We start from the raw sequence: 22,699 nt of genomic DNA on the forward strand, positions 1-22,699 counted from the left end.
GTCGGCTGACAATACTACCATTTAATGAAGTTTATCTACCCCTTTTTGTTTCTTTTCGTTGTAATTACCGTTTCTTCTTGTGTTTCTAGGAAGCAACTTACATACTTGCAAGAGAATGCCAGTGATACTGATACTTTGGCCATTATGAAGAAAAGACAAGAGCCGTATCGTTTACAAATTAATGATTTATTGAGTATTCGTGTAAAGACACTAGATCAGGAGTTTGTTGGGATTTTTAACCCTATTAGTGATGCTAATCCAAATGCTACTGGTGAGGAACGATTATATTACGATGGCTTTGTGGTTAATGATCACGGGAATATTCGTATTCCTAGTATGGGAGAGGTCAATGTTCTTGGATACACAGTAGATGAGGTTCGCGAAATGTTGGAAGATCGATTATTAAAAGATTATTTTAAGGAAGAAGCGAATGTTTTTGTTACAGTAAAGCTTGCTGGTATTAGATACACTATTAACGGTGAAATTGGTAAACCTGGATCGCAAATCATTTATCGTGATCAAGTAAGTATTATGGAGGCTATTGCAAACAGTGGTGATATAACAATTACGGGAGATCGAAAAGATGTCGTGATTATCCGGCAATATCCAGCGGGTCAAAAAGTTCATCATATAGACTTGACGCAACTGGAAGCTATGAACTCACCATATTATTACGTGAAACCAAATGATTTAATTTTAATCAATCCTTTACCGCAAAAGTCTTGGGGAACTGGAACGACGGGGTTGCAATCTATAACTACAGTTGCTACTATAATTGCAGCGCTATCAACCACTCTATTACTAATCACGCGATTATAAACAACTATGAGTGAAGAATTTGAAACGAACGAAGCGGGTACAACTTTTGATTTTAAAGGGTTTTTAATTAGACTTTTACGTAATTGGCCCCTTTTCTTAATCTTTTTGGCGATTACATTTTCTATTGCCTATTATATAAATGTTAGGAAGCTACCCGTATATTTAATTGAAAACTTAGTTTCAATTAGAGACGATCAAAATCCTTTTTTTACTTCTAACACTAGTTTAGTATTTAATTGGGGGGGGACAAGTGACAAAGTCAATACATCTGTAATTACACTAAGGTCTCGATCGCACAACGAAAAAGTTGTAGAGCGTACACAGTATTACCTAACATACTTGCGTGATGGTGAATACCAACAGGAAGATGCTTATAAGCAAACACCATTCTTTGTTGAAGTGGACACGGCAAAGAGCCAGATGCTTAATCATCAAATCAAAGTCGTTTTTAAAGATTCGTTGACATTTAATTTATCTGTATCTTTCGAGGAGGCTAAAAACATAAATCTTCAAAATTATAATTCTAAAGAAAAGAAGAGTTTGTTCGTAGAGGCAGGAGATTTTTCTAAGGATTTCAAAATTGGTGAGCCTGTAAACACTCCTTTTTTTAATGGTATTTTTGTGCCCAACCCAGATGTTATATCTAAAATGGGTACACCTTATTATCTTGTTTTTAGTGAGTATGATGCAACTGTTAAAAGATATTTAGATATAAATATAGCGCCACTAAGTTCAGGTTCCTCGGTTTTACAAATGCGAATGACGGGTCATAATAAAGCGAAGCTAGTAGATTACCTGAATATGTCGGTTCAAGTTTTAAGCGAGGATATGCTTGAAAGAAAGAACCTATTTGCGACAAAAACCATACGTTTTATTGATAGTAGTTTGGCAGAGAAGTCAATTGAGTTGTCTTTGGTGGAAGATGAATTGAATGATTTTAGAAGAAATAATGTAATTTTTGATCTAAATATTGAAGGTGCTGAACTCAATGAGAAATTAAATGCATTAGATCTAAGGAAAGAAGCTGCTGCCCGCGAGCTTGATTATTATAATACACTGCAAGAATATTTAGTGACTCGTTCAGACTATCGAGATGTGCCAGCACCTTCAGTAGCAGGGATTTCCGAGAGTAGTGTCGTAGCAGGTGTAGGGAAGATTGTATCTCTAGCTGAGCAGCGAAATAAACTTCAGTATTCCTTTAAAGAAGATGCACCTGTTTTTAATGATATTGATAGGCAGATTGATGCGGTTAAAATAGTACTTCTTGAAAATATTCGGTCGTCTAAGAGTTTGATGAATGAAGAAATTCGCACTATTAACAGAGATATAGGTAGATACGAAGCCGAGATTCGAAAGTTGCCTAAAGAGCAGCAAGAGCTGCTCAAAATTGAACGAAGGTACAACCTAAGTGAAGGTACTTACAATATGTTTTTGGCTAAAAGAAGTGAAGCGGGGTTAGTAAAAGCTGCAAATGTTAGCGATGTTCTAGTAATAGATCCAGCTAAAGATACAGGAGGTGGGCAAATTGGTCCTAATACTCAGCTAAATTATATGATGGCTGGTTTAATAGGATTTTTTGTTCCTATTTTATTAATTTTTGTAAGAGCGTTTTTTGATACTAAAGTTGAAAGTGTGAAGGATTTAGAGGCTATTACTCCAATCCCAATGATTGGTGTTATTGGTAAAAATCATTCCGAAACTGTCTTAGCTGTGCTCAGTAAGCCTAAATCTGCAATTGCAGAGGCTTTTCGAAGCCTGAGATCTAGTCTTCAGTTTTTATATAAACAGCAAGGAATAACAGGCGCTAAAACAGTTTTATTGACATCTTCGGTAAGTGGTGAGGGTAAGACTTTTTGTTCTATAAACCTAGCATCAATTTTTGCTTTGAGCGATAAAAAAACTATTATAATTGATTTGGACTTGCGTAAGCCGAAAGTTGGAGCCGCTTTTAATATTCAAAATTCGATGGGAGTGGTTAACTACCTTATCAATGAGGCTGACCTAGATGGTATTATTCAAAAAACCGAAATTGATACTTTAGATGTAATTACATCAGGACCAATCCCTCCAAACCCTTCAGAATTGCTGTTAGGTGAGAGGCTTGATCAATTGCTAGGTTTACTTAAGGATCAATATGATTATATTATTTTGGATTCGCCTCCAATGGGGCTAGTTTCAGATGCTTTGGTTCTTACTAAGCACGTTGATGCAACACTTTATATGGTGCGTCAAAATTATACTCACAAGAACATGTTGACCTTTGTAAACGAAAAGTTTAGGCGAGGTGAAGTAAAACATATTAGCATTGTTATTAATGAATATGTTGAAAAATCTGGGAAAGGTTACGGTTATGGTTACGGCTATGGGTATGGCGGAAGCTCGTACAAATCTTACGGCAATGGTTATCACGAAGCTATTAAGAAGCCATCGCTGTGGAAAAGAATGAAAAAGTCTATAACAAAGAAATAAATATCAGGTTTTTATTTTTTTTAATAAATCGTTTAACTGTTTAGCATTTCATATTTGATATTGAAGATTTGGCAAACAGGTTTTCTCTTGCTCATCTAAAAATATTTTACTTTTTTCTTCAAAAATTTGAGACACTATACTAATTTTACTTATTTTTGCCGACTTAAAGAGAGGAGGTGATGACACTATGTTAATAATACCAGTAAAAGACGGAGAAAATATCGATAGAGCGCTAAAGCGTTTTAAGCGTAAATTCGACAGAACAGGCACAATGCGCCAGCTTCGAGCAAGACAAGCTTTTATGAAGCCTTCAGTAAGAAAAAGAGCGCAGATGCAAAAGGCTCAATACATCCAAAATCTTAGGGATCAGGAGGAGATTTAGTCTAAGTTATCTTGCGATTACATAAATAGAAATCCGTTGGAAATAAACTCCAACGGATTTTTTTTATGCCTAAAGGCGTAGTATTAATTTATATTTTGTTTATTTTGTTAGTAGCTGGTAGGTTGAATAAATATAAAACTTCTGCTCTCCGAAATAATTGAACTATTTTTTTAATGTGAGTCTTCTTGCTTCTCTAAGATGATGTAAAAACTAAAACGATGCCTTTTAAATCTTTCGTTGCTTACCTGCAGCTCGAAAAAAAGTATTCTGCAAATACGGTAACGGCCTATGCAAAGGATTTGCGCGATTTTCAAGAGTTTGCTAAACGCGAGTTTCAGTATGTCGATATCGTAAATGTGAATTATGCTGTTATACGAAGCTGGATAGTCTCGCTTGTTGATGCAGATATTACAAATAGAGCTGTCAATCGTAAGGTTTCTTCACTTAAAACCTATTATAAATTTCTTTTAAAAATTGGTCAAATAGATGAAAATCCTTTGGCTAAGCACAAAACTTTAAAAACATCTAAAAAAATTCAAGTGCCATTTTCAAAACTGGAAATCGATAATGCATTGGCTGTGATGAAAGTTGATAATTCATTTAAAGGCAGCAGGGATAAATTAATTGTAGCGCTTTTTTATTCTACTGGAATTAGAAGAGCGGAACTGATTAACATTAAGATAAGCGATATTTCTCTTGCTCAAAAAACTCTTAAGGTTTTAGGTAAAAGAAATAAGGAGCGGATTGTTCCATTGCTTCCAACTGTTTTAAGCTCTATTCAGAATTATCTCCTTTGTAGAGGGAAATTAGTAGAAATAAAGGAGCCTGAATACCTTTTCTTGACATTAAAGGGCGTTAAAGTGTATGAAACTCTTGTGTACAGGGTTATAAATTCCTATTTTGGTCTGGTGTCTGAAAAGGTGAAAAAGAGTCCTCATATTTTACGACATTCTTTTGCGACCCATCTTTTAAATGAAGGGGCTGATATTAATTCTGTAAAAGAGCTTTTGGGGCATTCAAGTTTGGCATCTACGCAGGTGTATACTCAAAATAGTATAGCTAAATTGAAAGAGGTGTACAAAAAGACGCATCCTAGGAATTAAAAACGAAAAATTTTATATGGTTTAGAATTACTTATTATAATTAACTCAAAAATTTTATTTAGTATGAAAGTAAATATTCAAACCCCTAATTTTACGGCAAAAGAAGAGCTTTTAATTTTTGTTGAAAAGAAGCTATCAAAGTTGGAGCTGTTTTATGACAGAATAATTTTTGCCGATGTTTTTTTAAAAGTGTTGCAAACCAGTGAGAAACAGAATAAAAGCGTGGAGATTTTATTAAGTGTGCCTGGTGGTGATATAATGATGAAGAAGGAAGGAAAGACTTTTGAAGAGGGTTTGGATGAAGGTGTAAAATCCTTAGAGCGTCAGTTGAAGAAAAGAAAAGAGAAAGAAAAAGCATATTTATAGAATAATTTCTCTAAAAAAGTTTTGTGGAAAAATAATTTTTTCTACATTTGCAGTCCGTTAGAAATAGCGGGCTTTTTTAAGCCGAATAAATATTGATATTTTTTGTTAATATTTGGTTTAAAAATGAATTGAAAAGCCGATGTAGCTCAGCTGGCTAGAGCAGCTGATTTGTAATCAGCAGGTCGTGGGTTCGAGTCCCTCTATCGGCTCTGAAATTTTGAAATTTGGATTTTTCTTTTAGAGAAATCCTAGTTTGGGGAGATACTCAAGCGGCCAACGAGGGCAGACTGTAAATCTGCTGACTACGTCTTCGCAGGTTCGAATCCTGCTCTCCCCACTAAAAATGTTCGTGAAAACGAAAATCTCAGATTTGTTTTGTATCTGAGTTTGTTCATTAGTACATTGAAATTAAATCCATAATTATGACTCAGTGATTCATAATTAAAAATGCGGGAGTAGCTCAGTTGGTAGAGCGTCAGCCTTCCAAGCTGAATGTCGCCGGTTCGAACCCGGTCTCCCGCTCTAAAGTTCTTTTTGAAATTGAAGGTGTGGTTTTTACTATGTTTTCATTTAAGGATGTAGAATAGGGTTAAAGGTTGGCTTAGTGTAATCAATGTGGGCTTAGCTTCCTGTTCAAAATGAGTTGCAAGTTGTAAAGCTGCAAGTTACTGCCCTGAAGCTTGAAACCGTCATAAGCCGATGTAGCTCAGGGGTAGAGCGTTTCCTTGGTAAGGAAGAGGTCATGGGTTCAATTCCCATCATTGGCTCAAAACAATATCAGAGCCTAATATGTTGTGTTGTATTTAAACATGTTTAATATTAGGTTGCGAGTCTCTCCAAAAATAGTAGATCCCTCGTAGGTTAAATTTTGAATACTTTAATACAATAGAACACTAATATAAACTAAGATTAAAATTAATACAAAATGGCAAAAGAAAAATTCGATCGGTCAAAACCACACTTGAATATTGGTACAATTGGACACGTAGATCACGGAAAAACAACCACGACTGCAGCTATTACTAAAGTTTTGGCTGATGCAGGTTTCTCTGCAGCGACATCATTTGATCAAATTGATAATGCGCCAGAAGAAAAAGAAAGGGGTATTACAATTAACTCTTCTCACGTAGAGTATCAAACTGCTAACCGTCACTACGCACACGTTGACTGTCCTGGTCACGCGGATTACGTTAAAAACATGGTTACTGGTGCTGCTCAAATGGACGGTGCTATTCTTGTAGTTGCTGCTACAGACGGTCCTATGCCACAAACACGTGAACACATCCTTTTAGGTCGCCAGGTTGGTATTCCTAGAATTGTTGTTTTCATGAACAAAGTTGACTTAGTTGATGATGAAGAATTACTTGAATTAGTTGAAATGGAGATCCGTGATCTTCTAAGCTTCTACGAGTATGATGGTGATAATGGTCCTGTTGTTCAGGGTTCTGCTTTAGGTGCACTTAATGGTGAGCAAAAGTGGGTTGATGCACTTCTTAAATTAATGGAAGAGGTTGATGCTTGGATTGAAGAGCCAGTTCGTGATAACGAAAAGCCTTTCTTGATGCCTATCGAAGATGTATTCTCTATTACTGGTCGTGGAACTGTAGCTACAGGTCGTATCGAAACTGGTATTGCAAAAACTGGAGATCCAGTAGAAATCATCGGTATGGGTGCTGAGAAATTAACTTCTACTATTACTGGTATCGAGATGTTCCGTCAAATCCTTGATAGAGGTGAGGCTGGAGATAACGCTGGTATCTTGTTAAGAGGTATTGAGAAAACTCAAATATCTAGAGGTATGGTAATCGTGAAGCCAGGATCTGTAACTCCACACTCTAAATTTAAAGCTGAGGTGTATATCCTTAAGAAGGAAGAAGGGGGTCGTCACACTCCATTCCATAACAACTACCGTCCGCAGTTCTACGTTCGTACAACTGACGTAACTGGAACAATTATGCTTCCTGATGGTGTTGAAATGGTAATGCCTGGTGATAACTTAACAATTAATGTTGAGTTGCTTCAACCAATCGCAATGAATGTAGGTCTTCGTTTCGCTATTCGTGAAGGTGGTCGTACAGTAGGTGCTGGTCAGGTTACTGAGATTATAGAATAATTTTAAAATTTATAAGCTCTAGATGTTTACTTATCGGTAAATGTCTAGAGCTTTTATAAAAAATAAGTTGGTTGTTTGTAATGATAAATCCATAAGGATTTTATTTATTTAAACAACATTTTGAAATTAAGGTGTTTTATTCAGGGTTCTCAATTTGATTGCTGAATCTGAAAAACGGGTGTAGCTCAGTTGGTAGAGCACTGGTCTCCAAAACCAGGTGTCGTGAGTTCGAGTCTCTCCTCCCGTGCAAATAAAAGCGAATTTGAATATAATCAGATTTATATTACTCGAATGCTTATCTAGTATAAACGTGATGAATTCGAGGAATGTTTAGTGAAATTGAAGTAAATACCTTGCTTCAAGCTTGATTTGATATAAAAATAGATATTCTTCACTGGAAATCCAATAGGATCTTTCGAAAATATTATACGGCGACAAAATGGTAAACTATATTACAGAATCTTATAAAGAACTTAGAAACCACGTTACCTGGCCTTCTTGGGCAGAGGCACAAAGATTAACCGTTATTGTTGCGGTATTTTCTGTTTTGCTATCTCTAGCTATTTGGGGAGTCGACACTGTTTTCGGTGAAGTGGTAGGTTTGTATTTTGAATGGATCAAGTCGTAAGAAATGACTGAAAAATCGCAAACAAAGAAATGGTATGTTGTTCGTTCTGTCAGTGGTCAGGAGAACAAAATTAAATCCTATATCGATACCGAAATTAAAAGGTTAGAGTTAGAGGATTATATAGAACAGGTACTTGTACCTACTGAAAAAGTAATTCAGATTCGTAACGGAAAAAAGGTAAATAAAGAACGTGTTTACTTTCCTGGATATATAATGATTCAGGCTAATCTTGGAGGGGAAATCCCTCACATCATCAAATCTATTAATGGCGTAATTGGCTTCTTGGGTGAAACCAAGGGAGGTGATCCTGTACCGCTTAGACAGTCTGAAGTAAACAGAATGCTAGGTAAAGTTGATGAATTATCTGTAAAAGATGACAGTGTTAGTATTCCTTATGTAATTGGTGAAACCGTAAAAGTTATCGATGGTCCGTTTAACGGATTTAATGGCACGGTTGAAAAGATAAATGAAGAAAAACGCAAACTAGAGGTTATGGTTAAAATTTTCGGTAGAAAAACACCATTGGAGCTCAGTTATATGCAAGTTGAAAAAGTTTAATTGTTACGCTTAATAGGTTTTTTCTTAGGCTTCCACTTTTGAAAAACCACATTAAAAATTAAAAAATGGCAAAAGAAGTCAGTAAAGTAGTTAAGTTGCAAGTTCGCGGAGGTGCTGCTAACCCATCACCACCAGTTGGGCCTGCTCTTGGTGCTGCCGGAGTTAACATCATGGAGTTCTGTAAGCAGTTTAATGCTAGAACCCAAGATAAGCAAGGAAAGGTTTTGCCAGTTGCGATTACAGTTTTTAAAGACAAATCATTCGATTTCGTTATTAAAACTCCACCCGCTGCTGTTCAAATCCTAGAATTTGCAAAAGCAAAAAAAGGTTCCGGTGAGCCACATGCAAAAAAAGTAGCCACAATCTCTTGGGAACAAGTTAGGGCAATTGCCGAAGACAAAATGCCAGACCTTAACGCATTTACTATCGAATCAGCAATGAAGATGGTAGCGGGTACGGCACGTTCCATGGGAGTTAAAGTAAAAGGTGACGCACCTTTTTAATCTGAAAAAAGAATCTAGAAAATGGCACGATTAACTAAAAAGCAAAAGGAAGCTAAACTAAAGGTAGAGGATAAAACCTATACTGTAGCTGAAGCTTCTGCTTTAATAAAAGAAATCACCAGCGTAAAATTTGACGCTTCTGTGGACATTGCAGTTCGTCTTAACGTGGATCCACGTAAAGCGAACCAAATGGTTAGAGGTGTAGTAACACTTCCACACGGTACAGGAAAAGATGTAAAGGTTTTAGCATTGGTAACTCCAGATAAGGAAGCCGAAGCTAAAGAAGCTGGAGCAGATTACGTTGGTCTTGATGAGTACCTCGATAAAATTAAGGGAGGATGGACAGATGTTGACGTTATTGTAACTATGCCGAGTGTAATGGGTAAATTAGGTCCATTAGGGCGTATATTAGGGCCTCGTGGTCTTATGCCAAACCCAAAGACTGGTACAGTAACAATGGATGTTGCTAAAGCAGTTTCCGATGTAAAAGCTGGTAAAATTGACTTTAAAGTTGATAAAACCGGTATCGTTCACGCAGCTATTGGAAAAGTATCTTTTGATGCCGAAAAAATCGCTGGAAACGCAAGAGAATTATTAACAACCCTCGTTAAACTTAAGCCACAGGCTGCCAAAGGTGTTTACATTAAAAGTATTTATATGTCTAGCACAATGAGTCCAGGAGTTGAAGTGGATACTAAAAGGTTTACTGAGCAGTAAAAACTGGAAATTATGACTAGAGAAGAAAAATCACAAGTAATTGAAACGTTGACTGCCCAGTTATCTGATAATGCTAATATTTATTTGGCTGACATTTCAGGTCTTAACGCAGGAAACACTACTAACTTACGTCGTGCTTGTTTTAAAGCAGGAGTTCAGTTAGCGGTAGTTAAGAACACCTTGCTTAAAAAAGCAATGGAAAGTTCTGATAAAGACTTTGGAGAATTGACAGAAGTTCTTAAAGGAAGCACTTCTTTAATGTTCTCAGAAACAGGTAATGCACCTGCTAAAGTAATTAAAGAATTTAGAAAAAAATCTGATAAGCCTCTTTTGAAAGGTGCCTATATCCAAGAGTCAATTTATGTTGGCGACAATCAATTGGATAGCTTGGTAGAGCTTAAATCTAAAGACGAGCTTGTTGGAGAAATTATCGGGTTATTACAATCACCTGCTAAAAATGTTATCTCGGCTCTTAAGAGTGGTGGTAGTACAATTGCAGGACTTGTTAAAACCTTATCCGAAAGAGAAGGATAAAACAAACATTGCACTAATTAATATTTATAAACACAATTATTTTTAAAAACGATAGAAATGGCAGATTTGAAAGATTTCGCAGAACAATTAGTTAACCTAACAGTAAAAGAAGTTAATGAGTTAGCTACTATATTAAAAGACGAGTACGGCATCGAGCCTGCTGCTGCAGCTGTAGCTGTTGCCGCTGGTGGTGCAGCTGCTGGTGAAGAAGTTGAAGAGCAATCAGAATTCGACGTAATTCTTAAGGCTGCAGGTGGTTCTAAATTAGCAGTAGTAAAACTAGTTAAAGAATTAACTGGTGCTGGTCTTAAAGAAGCAAAGGAATTAGTAGACAACGCTCCTTCTCCAATTAAGGAAGGAATTTCCAAAGATGAAGCTACGGCTTTAAAAGCACAATTGGAAGAAGCAGGAGCAGAGGTTGAGCTTAAGTAAGCTTTACAAATACTCAAGCCTTTAGGTTTAGGTCTTCCCGAATGGTCGGGAAAGACCTAAACCATTTTGCGTATATAACGGTTAATGCCTTTTTATACGATTTATAATTTCATTTTAATTAAAATTCCGTCCATAGATGTCAGCAACGCAAACTGAAAGATTGAATTTTTCCTCTGTAAAAAATAAGCCGGCTTACCCCGACTTTTTGGACATTCAGATAAAATCCTTCCAGGATTTTTTCCAATTGGAAACCAAATCAGAAGAAAGAGGCCAAGAAGGATTGTATAAAACCTTTTTGGAAAACTTCCCAATTACCGATACCCGGAACCAATTTGTTTTAGAGTTTTTAGACTATTTCGTAGATCCACCAAGATATTCTATCCAAGAATGTATTGAGCGTGGACTTACTTATAGCGTTCCTCTTAAAGCAAGATTGAAACTGTACTGTACAGATGCAGAACACGAAGATTTTGAAACAATTGTACAGGATGTTTATTTAGGTACTATTCCTTATATGACTCCGAGCGGAACTTTCTGCATTAACGGAGCCGAGCGTGTTGTTGTATCACAACTTCACCGTTCACCTGGAGTTTTCTTTGGTCAGTCATTTCACGCAAATGGAACCAAATTGTACTCTGCTCGTGTAATTCCTTTTAAAGGATCTTGGATTGAATTCGCAACCGATATTAACAGCGTTATGTACGCCTATATCGACCGTAAGAAAAAGTTACCTGTAACTACACTTTTCCGTGCTATTGGGTTTGAAAGGGATAAAGATATTCTTGAAATATTTGACCTGGCGGAAGAAGTAAAGGCCACAAAAACCGGTCTTAAAAAATATATTGGCCGCAAATTAGCTGCCCGTGTCCTGAAAACTTGGCACGAAGATTTCGTTGATGAAGATACTGGTGAAGTTGTTTCGATTGAGCGTAACGAAATCGTTTTGGATCGTGATACTGTGCTTGAAAAAGAACATATTGACGAAATCCTAGATTCAGGAACGAAAGCTATTCTATTGCATAAAGAGGATAATCAGTTAGGTGATTACGCTATTATCCACAATACTTTGCAAAAAGATCCAACCAACTCCGAAAAAGAAGCGGTTGAACATATATACAGACAATTACGTAACGCTGAGCCGCCAGACGAGGAGACAGCACGTGGAATTATCCACAAGCTTTTCTTCAGCGACCAAAGGTATAACCTTGGGGAAGTAGGGCGTTACAGAATGAATAAAAAACTGAATCTTGATATCCCAATGGAAAAGCAAGTGCTTACCAAGGAAGATATCATTACTATAGTAAAATATCTAATTGAGCTTATCAACTCGAAAGCTGAAATTGATGATATTGATCACCTTAGTAACCGACGTGTGCGAACCGTAGGAGAACAGTTGTCACAACAATTCGGAGTAGGTCTTGCCCGTATGGCACGTACTATTCGCGAACGAATGAACGTTAGGGATAATGAGGTGTTTACGCCAATAGACTTGATTAATGCGAAGACACTTTCTTCGGTAATTAACTCATTCTTCGGTACAAACCAGTTGTCTCAGTTTATGGACCAAACTAACCCACTAGCGGAAATTACGCATAAGCGTCGTTTATCTGCACTTGGGCCAGGAGGTCTATCACGTGAAAGAGCTGGATTTGAGGTTCGTGACGTTCACTACACACATTACGGTAGATTATGTCCGATTGAAACTCCTGAAGGACCAAACATTGGTTTGATATCTTCACTTTCGGTATATGCAAAAGTGAACAATTTAGGGTTTATCGAAACGCCATACCGTAAGGTCACTGAGGGCAAAATCGACTTTAAAAATGAGCCTATCTATCTTTCAGCTGAAGAAGAGGAAGATATGCACATTGCACAGGCTAACATTCCATTGGCAGATAACGGCGAAATAGACACCGATAAGGTTATTGCGCGAATGGAAGGCGACTTCCCTTTGGTTGAGCCAACAACGCTTAATTATGCAGATGTTGCACCAAACCAGATAGCGTCTATTTCGGCATCCCTAATTCCTTTCTTGGAACATGATGATGCCAACCGTGCACTGATGGGGTCTAACATGATGCGTCAAGCAGTACCTTTATTAATTGCTGATTCACCAATTGTTGGAACTGGTTTGGAAAGACAAGTTGCTTCAGATAGCCGTGTCCTTATTAATGCTGAAGGAGATGGTGTGGTTGAGTACGTTGATGCAAATGAAGTTACAATTAAATATGACCGTACCGAGGAAGAGCGTATGGTTAGTTTTGAAAGTGATTCAAAAACATATCAATTAGTTAAATTTAGAAAAACAAACCAAGGAACTTCTATTAACCTTAAACCTATCGTGAGTAAAGGCGATAGAGTTAAAAAAGGTCAAGTTCTTTGTCAAGGATATGCAACCGAAAAAGGCGAACTTGCCTTAGGAAGAAACATGAAGGTAGCCTTCATGCCTTGGAAAGGATACAACTTCGAGGATGCGATTGTTATTTCTGAAAAAGTAGTACGTGAAGACATATTCACATCTATTCACGTTGATGAGTATTCATTAGAAGTTCGTGATACCAAATTAGGTAACGAGGAACTAACAAATGATATTCCAAACGTTTCAGAAGAAGCTACAAAAGATTTGGATGAATTCGGTATGATCCGAATTGGTGCAGAGGTTAAGCCTGGTGATATTCTTATCGGGAAAATCACACCAAAAGGAGAAAGCGATCCAACTCCGGAAGAAAAACTGCTTCGCGCTATTTTTGGTGACAAAGCAGGAGATGTTAAAGATGCTTCCCTTAAAGCTTCACCTTCATTACATGGTGTAGTTATCGATAAGAAATTGTTCGCGCGTGCCGTTAAGGATAAGCGTAAGCGTGCAAAAGACAAGGAAGATATTGCAGAACTGGAAGCAAAATACGAAGCAAAATTCGTTGCCCTACAAGATGTTTTAATTGAAAAATTATTCGCTATTGTAGGAGGAAAAACAGCACAAGGAGTAAGTAATGACCTAGGAGAGGTAATCTTTCCAAAAGGTAAAAAATACACCTTAAAAATGCTTAACTCCGTAGATGATTATACGCACCTTACATCAGGAACTTGGGCAACAGACGAAGAAACCAATACATTGGTTGCCGACTTGATGCACAACTATAAGATCAAGGAAAATGACCTTCAAGGTAACTTGCGTCGTGAGAAGTTTACTATTTCTGTAGGGGATGAACTTCCTTCTGGAATTTTAAAACTTGCTAAGGTTTATGTTGCTAAAAAACGTAAGCTGAAAGTAGGAGACAAGATGGCGGGACGTCACGGAAACAAGGGTATTGTTGCTCGTATTGTTCGTGATGAAGATATGCCATTCTTAGAGGACGGAACTCCTGTAGATATCGTGTTGAATCCGCTTGGTGTACCATCTCGTATGAACATTGGGCAGATTTATGAAACAGTGCTTGGGTGGGCTGGACAAAAGTTAGGTCGCAAATTTGCTACTCCTATTTTTGACGGGGCCGAAATAGACCAAATCAACGAATTTACTGATGAAGCGGGAATCCCAAGATTTGGACATACGTATTTATTTGATGGTGGAACTGGAAAACGCTTTGACCAACCTGCTACTGTGGGTGTGATCTATATGCTGAAACTAGGACACATGGTTGACGATAAAATGCACGCACGATCTATTGGACCATACTCACTTATTACGCAGCAACCTCTTGGTGGTAAAGCACAGTTTGGTGGTCAGCGATTTGGAGAGATGGAGGTTTGGGCTTTAGAAGCGTATGGAGCCTCAAGTACCCTTAGAGAAATATTGACTGTGAAATCTGATGACGTTATTGGAAGGGCAAAAACCTACGAGGCAATCGTAAAAGGTGAAAATATGCCTGAACCAGGACTACCAGAATCTTTCAACGTATTAATGCACGAATTGAAAGGTTTAGGACTAGACATTAGATTAGAGGAATAATCTTTTGGATTATTCCCCGTAGAGGCGCAATGCGTTGCGCCTCTGCAAAAAGGTGTTTTAAAAACACACCTGAACAGACATAAGAAATTGTGTCTATAACACAAATAATCATTTTTTCAACATGATGAATAGAAATAAAGAAAACACAGTACCGAAATTCGATAAGATTTCTATTGGCTTGGCTTCCCCTGAATCTATTTTAGCTGAATCTCGTGGTGAGGTGCTAAAGCCCGAAACAATCAACTACCGTACGCATAAGCCAGAGCGCGACGGACTCTTCTGTGAGCGTATTTTTGGTCCCGTAAAGGATTATGAATGTGCCTGCGGTAAATATAAAAGAATCCGATACAAAGGAATTGTATGCGACCGATGTGGGGTTGAAGTAACTGAAAAGAAAGTACGTCGTGATAGAGTTGGACATATCAATTTGGTTGTCCCTGTAGCACATATATGGTACTTTAGAAGTCTTCCAAACAAGATTGGTTACCTTCTTGGATTACCTTCTAAGAAGCTAGATATGATTATTTACTACGAACGTTATGTAGTAATTCAACCAGGTATAGCAAAATATGAAGGAGGAGAGGCTGTAAAGAAATTAGACTTTCTTACGGAAGAAGAATATTTGGCTATTCTAGATACGCTTCCACAAGACAACCAATATCTAGAAGAAACAGACCCAAACAGGTTCATAGCTAAAATGGGTGCTGAGTGTTTAATCGATCTTTTACAAAGAATCGATTTAGATACACTGTCTTACGATTTGCGTCATAAGGCTAACAATGAAACCTCAAAACAACGTAAAACTGAAGCGTTAAAGCGTCTTCAAGTTGTAGAGGCACTTCGTGATGCAAACAAAACTCGCGAAAATAAAGCGGAGTGGATGATTATGAAAGTTGTACCGGTAATTCCACCAGAATTACGTCCATTGGTGCCACTCGATGGCGGTCGATTCGCGACGTCAGATTTGAATGATCTTTACCGTCGTGTAATTATTCGTAACAACCGTTTAAAAAGATTGATGGAGATTAAAGCTCCAGAAGTAATCCTTCGAAACGAGAAGCGTATGCTTCAAGAATCTGTTGATTCATTGTTCGATAACACACGTAAGTCTTCAGCAGTAAAAACTGACAGTAACCGTCCGCTAAAATCGCTTTCAGATTCTTTGAAAGGGAAACAAGGTCGTTTCCGTCAAAACTTGCTTGGTAAACGTGTAGATTATTCTGCTCGTTCGGTAATTGTTGTTGGACCAGAATTAAAGTTATTCGAATGCGGTATCCCTAAAGATATGGCAGCCGAACTTTACAAGCCTTTTGTAATCCGTAAATTGATTGAAAGAGGAATTGTAAAAACTGTAAAATCTGCAAAGAAAATTATAGATAAAAAAGAACCTGTAGTTTGGGATATTCTTGAAAACGTATTGAAAGGTCACCCAGTTATGCTTAACCGGGCCCCTACCTTGCACAGACTGGGTATTCAAGCATTCCAACCTAAATTAATTGAAGGTAAAGCTATTCAGTTACATCCATTAGTGTGTACTGCGTTTAACGCGGATTTCGATGGTGACCAGATGGCGGTTCACCTTCCATTAGGACCAGAAGCAATTTTAGAATGTCAGTTATTGATGCTTGCATCTCACAACATTCTGAATCCGGCTAACGGTTCACCAGTTGCTGTACCATCTCAGGATATGGTTTTAGGTCTTTATTATATGACCAAACTAAGAAAATCTACAGAAGATGTTAAAGTAAAAGGTGAAGGTCTAACTTTCTATTCGGCTGAAGAAGCTATAATAGCTTATAACGAAGGACAGGTAGAACTGAATGCTGAAATTAAGATACGTACAGACGATTTCGACCAAAGCGGTAAATTGGTAAAACAAATTATCACTACTACTTTAGGAAGAGTTCTTTTTAACGAAAAAGTTCCTGTAGAGGCAGGTTTTATAAACGAAGTATTGACTAAAAAATCGCTTCGTGATATTATCGGAAAGATTTTGAAAGTTACAGATGTTCCAACAACATCAGCTTTCCTTGACGAAATTAAAACCTTAGGATATAAGTTCGCTTTTGAAGGTGGACTTTCATTTAGCCTTGGTGATATTATTATCCCAGAAGAAAAGAAAGCACTGATTGATGACGCTAATTCTCAAGTAGATGGTATTATCAATAGCTATAATATGGGGCTTATTACCAACAACGAACGTTATAACCAGGTAATTGATATTTGGACTGCAACAAACGCTGAATTAACAGAGCTATCGATGCGACGTATTCGTGAAGATATGCAAGGCTTCAACTCTGTGTATATGATGCTTGATTCTGGTGCGAGGGGTTCTAAAGAGCAAATTCGTCAGTTAACAGGTATGCGTGGTCTGATGGCTAAGCCAAAAAAATCGAGTGCCGGTGGAGGTGAGATTATTGAAAACCCAATTCTTTCTAACTTTAAGGAAGGTCTTTCAATTCTTGAATATTTTATCTCAACTCACGGGGCGCGTAAAGGTCTTGCGGATACTGCACTTAAAACTGCAGATGCTGGTTACCTAACACGTCGATTGGTTGATGTGTCACAAGATGTTATTATAAATATAGAGGATTGTGGTACGCTTAGAGGAATTGAAGTTTCTCCTTTAAAGAAAAACGAAGAGGTTGTAGAAACTCTAGGAGCAAGAATAGTTGGGCGTACAGCACTTAACGACGTAATAAACCCACTTACAAAAGAATTATTAGTTGCTTCAGGTGATCATATTACTGAAGAAATAGCAGATGCAATTGAAGCCTCTCCTTTAGATACTGTCGAAGTACGTTCAGCGCTTACTTGTGAAGCTAAACACGGAATTTGTTCGCAGTGCTACGGTCGTAACCTAGCAACCAATAAAATGGTTCAAAGAGGTGAAGCCGTTGGTGTCGTGGCAGCACAGTCAATTGGGGAGCCAGGAACCCAGCTTACACTGCGTACTTTCCACGTAGGGGGTATTGCAGGTAACATTTCAGAACAGAATAAACTGACTGTTAAATTTGATGGGATAGTTGAAATTGATGATCTAAAAACTGTAAAAGGGGAAGATGCTCAAGGAAATCTAGTAGATATTGTTATCTCGCGTACTTCAGAGTTAAAATTGATTGATAAGAAAACAAAAATTACCTTAAGTACTAATAACATTCCTTACGGATCTACTTTAAACGTGAAGAATGGCGATACGCTTAAGGCAGGAGATGTAGTATGTTCTTGGGATCCATATAACGGTGTAATTATTTCAGAATTTGCTGGAAAAATTAAATACGAAAACATCGTTCAAGGGATTACCTATCAAGTCGAAATTGACGAACAAACTGGTTTCCAAGAGAAAGTTATTTCAGAATCTAGGGATAAAAAACGAATTCCAACCCTTCTTATCCTAGGTAAGAAAGATGAAGTAATTCGTTCGTATAACTTGCCTGTTGGAGCGCACATTATGGTGGACGACAACGAGAAAATTAAAATTGGTAAGGTACTTGTAAAAATTCCACGTAAATCTGCAAAAGCGGGTGATATTACTGGAGGTCTTCCTCGTGTGACTGAACTTTTCGAAGCACGTAACCCATCCAATCCTGCTGTTGTTAGCGAAATTGATGGTGTAGTTTCTTTCGGAAAAATAAAACGAGGTAATCGCGAAATTATCGTTGAGTCTAAGCTAGGCGATTTGAAGAAGTACTTGGTAAAACTATCAAGTCAAATTCTTGTTCAAGAAAACGATTACGTAAGAGCGGGAATGCCACTTTCTGATGGTTCCATTACTCCAGAAGACATCCTTAGAATTAAAGGGCCTTCAGCAGTACAGCAATATCTTGTAAACGAAGTTCAAGAGGTATACCGTCTGCAAGGGGTGAAGATTAACGACAAGCACTTTGAGGTTGTTGTTAGACAGATGATGCGAAAAGTAAAAATTGAAGATTCAGGGGACACAACATTCCTGGAAGATCAATTGGCTCATAAAGACGATTTTATTGAAGAAAACGACAAAATCTTCGGAATGAAAGTAGTTACCAATTCTGGTGATTCAGCTAACTTGAAAGAGGGTCAAATACTTACAGCTCGTGCTCTTAGAGATGAAAATTCACTATTGAGAAGAAACGATAAAGAATTGGTTGAAGCGCGTGACGCAGTTCCTGCAACGGCAACTCCGGTTCTTCAGGGTATTACGAGAGCATCGTTACAAACAAAGTCGTTTATTTCTGCAGCTTCCTTCCAAGAGACTACAAAGGTGTTAAATGAAGCAGCTGTTGCTGGTAAAGTTGATACACTTGAAGGCTTGAAAGAAAATGTTATTGTTGGACACAAAATCCCAGCAGGAACAGGTATGCGCGCATACGATTCTATAATTGTTGGTTCTAAACAAGAACTAGAGGAAATGAATCGTATAAAGCAAGAAGTGAATTACAATTAATTATTGAATATAAAAAAAGGGTGCGTTGTTAATACGCACCCTTTTTTATTTACAAACTAATTTTGTCTAAATTTTATTTTTAGACGTTTAAAAATGCATAATAATGGCAGATCAAAAAAAACAACAACCCAAACAAGGACAGATAAATATAGAATTGGATGAAGCTGTAGCACAAGGTATTTATAGTAATTTGGCTATAATTAATCACTCGGTTTCTGAATTTGTAGTAGACTTTGTTACCATAATGCCAGGAATCCCGAAAAGCAAGGTTAAGTCTAGAATTATTCTTACACCGCAACATGCTAAACGATTTTTAAAGGCATTGGGAGATAATGTACACCGATTTGAAAAAGCTCACGGTGAGATTAAAGACTATGAGCAACCTCCAATTCCTCTAAACTTTGGTCCTACTGGGGAAGCATAAAAGCATTTTTTTCTTATTTATGTTTCTGCCCTCAATTTACTTACATTATGGGAAAGCATTATTTCAATCGAAACCTCGATTGAAATAATGCTTTTTTTGTTAGTAAAATATGAAACATTTAAGCTGCTTAAAAAAAAATACTTTTATTATCGCAAAACAAACTTATCTTATTATTAACACCTTAATTATTTATTTATGATCGTAAAATTTAAATTTCTTTTATTCTTTCTAATTGCTATTAGCACTGCTTATTCACAAGTAGGTATTGGTACTACAAACCCTAATGCTGATGCTGCGCTTGACATTACATCTTCAAATCAAGGGCTTTTATTACCCCGATTAGCGTTAACAGCTACAAATAATCCTACGCCACTATCAGCCCACGTTAATGGTATGGTGGTTTATAATACAAGTACATCTGGTAGTTCTACTTTTTCGGTATCTCCTGGATTTTATTTTAATAATGGTTCTAGATGGGTAAGGTTTGCCGATAACCTTGTGGTAGAAAGTACCGATAAAACTAATGATGAGTGGATTAATGGTACTGGAAGAATTTTACTTGGTAAGCAAAGTAACGGAGTTTCCCAACGCTCTTCTGGTAGTGAATTTGTTATTCTAGATAATGGGAGTGTTGGGATTGGAGTAACTAACCCTGATGCAAAATTGGTTTTAAACAGTACTGTTTCGAATACTTCTGGTCTTAAATTTACTCAATTAAATGCAGCAACCCCCATATCTTCAGGATCTGCCCTTGGAGTAGATAATTCTGGGAACGTAATTACGGTTGCTGGGGCTTTCACCGAAGTAGTATTTACCGCATCCTTAGGTACAGGGGCAGGAGGTACTACAAATGCTACGCTCGCCGCTAATGGATTCAATACAGTTCCATTACCAAATGTCACTAAAAATTTGGGTGGTGGTACTTGGAACACTTCAAATTATACATATAGAGTTCCTATTAGTGGAACATATTTAATTAAGTCAAGTGTTCGATTAGTAGATGGCAGTATTTCCAGGAATATATTTCAATCAGTTCATACATCAAACATAGATATTCCAGATGGTATTTGGCAAACCAATGTATATGCCAGTGGTTCAGATAGATGGACAATGCTGTATACCCGGTTAGCATATTTTAATCAAGGTGATGTTTTAAGATTGTATATTTATTCTGACGGACAAACAGCGCGTTTATCTGATGCTTCGTTAAATATTACATTATTAAATAGAAATTAATAAGTGCCTCAACAAAATGATGAGAGCTTATAATGTACTTTTAAAATAGTGTAAAGATTCTAGCGAGTTGTCGGCCAAAATAAAGCTGCGTTTCGCAAAAATCATTTTTGAGTAAAATTTGAAAGAGCGATTAAAAAAATCCAAAATGAATTTTAATCGCTCTTTTTTATTGAGAATTTTTGAGAAACGTTTTTAACGTTCTCATCCCAATTTACTGAAGGCTTGATGTACTGATTTAGTGTTATTTTGCAATTTTTTGAATGCTTAAAAACAATTGTTTTAGCTTATGGATTAATTCGTTTCGTTTTACTGCTTTTCTCAAATTCACTAACAAAATGTAACTTCACATTTGGATATTTAGATTGTGTCATTTGTAACGTAAACGCCGAGTCGGCAAAAAATACCAATTGGCCGCGTTTATCTCTGGCTAGAAACCTAGATTTTACACGTTTAAAATCGGCAAACTCTTCACTTTTTGGATCTACAGGGTCTATCCAGCATGCCTTATGAACATTTAAATTTTCATAAGAACATTGGGCGCCATATTCGTGTTCAAGGCGATACTGTATAACTTCAAACTGTAACGCACCTACTGTTCCAATAACTTTTCTACCGTTTAACTCTAAAGTAAATAGCTGAGCAACTCCTTCATCCATTAGCTGGTCGATTCCTTTTTCAAGCTGTTTACTTTTCATCGGATCGGCATTGTTGATATATTTAAAGTGTTCTGGAGAAAAACTAGGAATTCCTCTATAGTTCATTTTTTCTCCTTCCGTGAGTGTATCACCTATTTTAAAGTTGCCTGTATCGTGAAGTCCCACAATATCACCAGCGTACGAGGTGTCAACAATTTGCTTTTTCTCGGCAAAAAAGGCATTAGGGCTTGAGAATTTCATCTTTTTGCCATGTCTAACGTGCAGATAAGGCGTATTTCTTTCAAAAATACCCGAAACAATTTTCACAAATGCCAAACGATCGCGATGCTTAGGATCCATGTTTGCGTGAATTTTAAAAACAAATCCACTAAATTCTTTTTCATCAGCGCTTACCAGCCGTGTATCACTCTCTTTAGGTTTTGGCGTGGGAGCAATGTCAACAAAACAATCTAACAATTCACGAACACCAAAATTATTCAAAGCCGATCCAAAGAAAACGGGTTGCAGCTTTCCATCTAAATACTCCTCTTTGTCAAAATCTGGATATACTTCGTAAACAAGTTCTAGTTCTTCACGGAGGGTGTTTGCAGCTTTTTCACCTATAAGCTTATCTAGTTCAGGACTGTCAGTGTCTTCAATTTCAATTGTTTCCTCTATATTTCTTCTACTGTCGCCGCTAAAAAGATTAATATTTTTTTCCCAAATATTATAAATTCCTTTAAAGTCGTATCCCATTCCTATAGGAAAACTTAATGGAGTCACTCTAAGGTTTAACTTTTGTTCTATTTCATCTAAAAGATCAAATGCATCGCGGCCTTCACGGTCCATCTTGTTGACGAATACAATAATTGGAATATTGCGCATCCTACACACTTCAACGAGCTTTTCGGTTTGCTCTTCCACTCCTTTAGCAACATCTATAACTACAATAACACTATCAACAGCGGTTAGAGTTCTAAATGTATCTTCGGCAAAATCCTTGTGGCCAGGTGTATCTAGAATATTTATTTTAATGCCTTCATATTCAAATGCAAGTACAGATGTCGCCACAGAAATTCCACGTTGGCGCTCAATTTCCATAAAGTCACTTGTAGCGCCTTTCTTGATTTTGTTGTTTTTTACAGCTCCCGCCTCTTGAATTGCCCCTCCAAATAGTAGAAGTTTTTCGGTTAAGGTTGTTTTACCAGCATCAGGGTGTGCAATGATCGCAAATGTTCGTCTGCGTTTAATTTCTTTTTGTAAAGACATTTCGTAAAATTATTGTGGTTGTAAAGATAAAGTTTGTTTGCGTGAATAAAATGAGTCTTAGTAGATATTCTTTGTTTTTGCACAGCAAACTTAATCCTGAAGAATTTAAAACTCATATTCAATTAGACCTAAATAATTC

The 22,699-nt window shown here is 37.1% G+C and carries 17 protein-coding genes and 5 tRNA genes; 21 read left to right on the forward strand and 1 reads right to left on the reverse strand.

Going from position 1 to position 22,699, the window contains the following annotated elements; genetic code table 11:
* The first annotated feature begins 24 nt into the window (after positions 1–24).
* From BLW28_RS03430 to BLW28_RS15685, 21 genes are all read left to right on the forward strand, one after another.
* On the forward strand, positions 25–819 hold the full coding sequence (locus tag BLW28_RS03430) for a polysaccharide biosynthesis/export family protein (protein ID WP_073214409.1): 795 nt from the start codon (positions 25–27) through the stop codon (positions 817–819).
* A 6-nt stretch (positions 820–825) separates the two neighbouring features.
* A complete protein-coding gene (locus BLW28_RS03435) occupies positions 826–3,288 on the forward strand; it encodes a polysaccharide biosynthesis tyrosine autokinase (RefSeq protein WP_073214413.1) in 2,463 nt (820 codons plus the stop codon).
* Between the two features lie 187 nt (positions 3,289–3,475).
* Complete coding sequence (rpsU, locus tag BLW28_RS03440; RefSeq protein WP_073214415.1) at positions 3,476–3,670, forward strand: 30S ribosomal protein S21; 195 nt, start codon at positions 3,476–3,478, stop codon at positions 3,668–3,670.
* A gap of 218 nt (positions 3,671–3,888) precedes the next feature.
* On the forward strand, positions 3,889–4,773 hold the full coding sequence (locus BLW28_RS03445) for a tyrosine-type recombinase/integrase (RefSeq protein WP_073214418.1): 885 nt from the start codon (positions 3,889–3,891) through the stop codon (positions 4,771–4,773).
* A gap of 63 nt (positions 4,774–4,836) precedes the next feature.
* The gene (gene hpf, locus BLW28_RS03450) at positions 4,837–5,139 is read left to right on the forward strand and encodes a ribosome hibernation-promoting factor, HPF/YfiA family (protein ID WP_073214421.1); all 303 of its coding nucleotides are present in this window, start codon (positions 4,837–4,839) and stop codon (positions 5,137–5,139) included.
* Between the two features lie 135 nt (positions 5,140–5,274).
* Positions 5,275–5,348: transfer RNA gene (locus tag BLW28_RS03455), tRNA-Thr, on the forward strand.
* Positions 5,349–5,394: 46 nt separating this feature from the next.
* Positions 5,395–5,476: transfer RNA gene (locus BLW28_RS03460), tRNA-Tyr, on the forward strand.
* Between the two features lie 112 nt (positions 5,477–5,588).
* Positions 5,589–5,661: transfer RNA gene (locus BLW28_RS03465), tRNA-Gly, on the forward strand.
* Between the two features lie 173 nt (positions 5,662–5,834).
* Positions 5,835–5,906: transfer RNA gene (locus BLW28_RS03470), tRNA-Thr, on the forward strand.
* Between the two features lie 158 nt (positions 5,907–6,064).
* Complete coding sequence (tuf, locus tag BLW28_RS03475) at positions 6,065–7,252, forward strand: elongation factor Tu (RefSeq protein ID WP_073214424.1); 1,188 nt, start codon at positions 6,065–6,067, stop codon at positions 7,250–7,252.
* A 174-nt stretch (positions 7,253–7,426) separates the two neighbouring features.
* Positions 7,427–7,499: transfer RNA gene (locus tag BLW28_RS03480), tRNA-Trp, on the forward strand.
* Between the two features lie 192 nt (positions 7,500–7,691).
* Entirely contained in the window at positions 7,692–7,880 is a 189-nt protein-coding gene (secE, locus tag BLW28_RS03485) for a preprotein translocase subunit SecE (protein ID WP_073214427.1), read from the forward strand.
* A 3-nt stretch (positions 7,881–7,883) separates the two neighbouring features.
* The gene (gene nusG, locus BLW28_RS03490; RefSeq protein ID WP_073214430.1) at positions 7,884–8,438 is read left to right on the forward strand and encodes a transcription termination/antitermination protein NusG; all 555 of its coding nucleotides are present in this window, start codon (positions 7,884–7,886) and stop codon (positions 8,436–8,438) included.
* Positions 8,439–8,503: 65 nt separating this feature from the next.
* Positions 8,504–8,941: a 50S ribosomal protein L11 gene (rplK, locus tag BLW28_RS03495; RefSeq protein WP_073214433.1), complete on the forward strand. Its 438-nt coding sequence runs from the start codon at positions 8,504–8,506 to the stop codon at positions 8,939–8,941.
* A gap of 21 nt (positions 8,942–8,962) precedes the next feature.
* Positions 8,963–9,658, forward strand: a complete 696-nt coding sequence (rplA, locus tag BLW28_RS03500) for a 50S ribosomal protein L1 (RefSeq protein WP_073214436.1) — start codon at positions 8,963–8,965, stop codon at positions 9,656–9,658.
* Between the two features lie 12 nt (positions 9,659–9,670).
* Positions 9,671–10,192 carry a 50S ribosomal protein L10 gene (rplJ, locus tag BLW28_RS03505; protein WP_073214440.1) on the forward strand — a complete coding sequence of 174 codons (522 nt, stop codon included), beginning with the start codon at positions 9,671–9,673 and terminating at the stop codon, positions 10,190–10,192.
* A 57-nt stretch (positions 10,193–10,249) separates the two neighbouring features.
* Positions 10,250–10,624 carry a 50S ribosomal protein L7/L12 gene (rplL, locus tag BLW28_RS03510; RefSeq protein ID WP_073214442.1) on the forward strand — a complete coding sequence of 125 codons (375 nt, stop codon included), beginning with the start codon at positions 10,250–10,252 and terminating at the stop codon, positions 10,622–10,624.
* A gap of 136 nt (positions 10,625–10,760) precedes the next feature.
* On the forward strand, positions 10,761–14,573 hold the full coding sequence (rpoB, locus tag BLW28_RS03515; RefSeq protein ID WP_073214446.1) for a DNA-directed RNA polymerase subunit beta: 3,813 nt from the start codon (positions 10,761–10,763) through the stop codon (positions 14,571–14,573).
* 124 nt (positions 14,574–14,697) lie between these two features.
* Complete coding sequence (gene rpoC, locus BLW28_RS03520; RefSeq protein ID WP_177165875.1) at positions 14,698–18,996, forward strand: DNA-directed RNA polymerase subunit beta'; 4,299 nt, start codon at positions 14,698–14,700, stop codon at positions 18,994–18,996.
* Positions 18,997–19,099: 103 nt separating this feature from the next.
* Positions 19,100–19,420 (forward strand): DUF3467 domain-containing protein, encoded by a 321-nt coding sequence (locus BLW28_RS03525; protein WP_073214454.1) that lies wholly within the window; start codon positions 19,100–19,102, stop codon positions 19,418–19,420.
* A gap of 195 nt (positions 19,421–19,615) precedes the next feature.
* Positions 19,616–20,656, forward strand: coding sequence for a hypothetical protein (locus BLW28_RS15685; protein WP_073214458.1), 1,041 nt, complete (start codon positions 19,616–19,618; stop codon positions 20,654–20,656).
* A 284-nt stretch (positions 20,657–20,940) separates the two neighbouring features.
* On the opposite strand, the gene BLW28_RS03535 is transcribed toward BLW28_RS15685, so the two are convergent.
* Entirely contained in the window at positions 20,941–22,560 is a 1,620-nt protein-coding gene (locus BLW28_RS03535; protein ID WP_073214462.1) for a peptide chain release factor 3, read from the reverse strand.
* Positions 22,561–22,699: the final 139 nt, after the last annotated feature.

Origin of the sequence: Aequorivita viscosa (assembly GCF_900106795.1) — a bacterium.
GTDB lineage: Bacteria > Bacteroidota > Bacteroidia > Flavobacteriales > Flavobacteriaceae > Aequorivita > Aequorivita viscosa.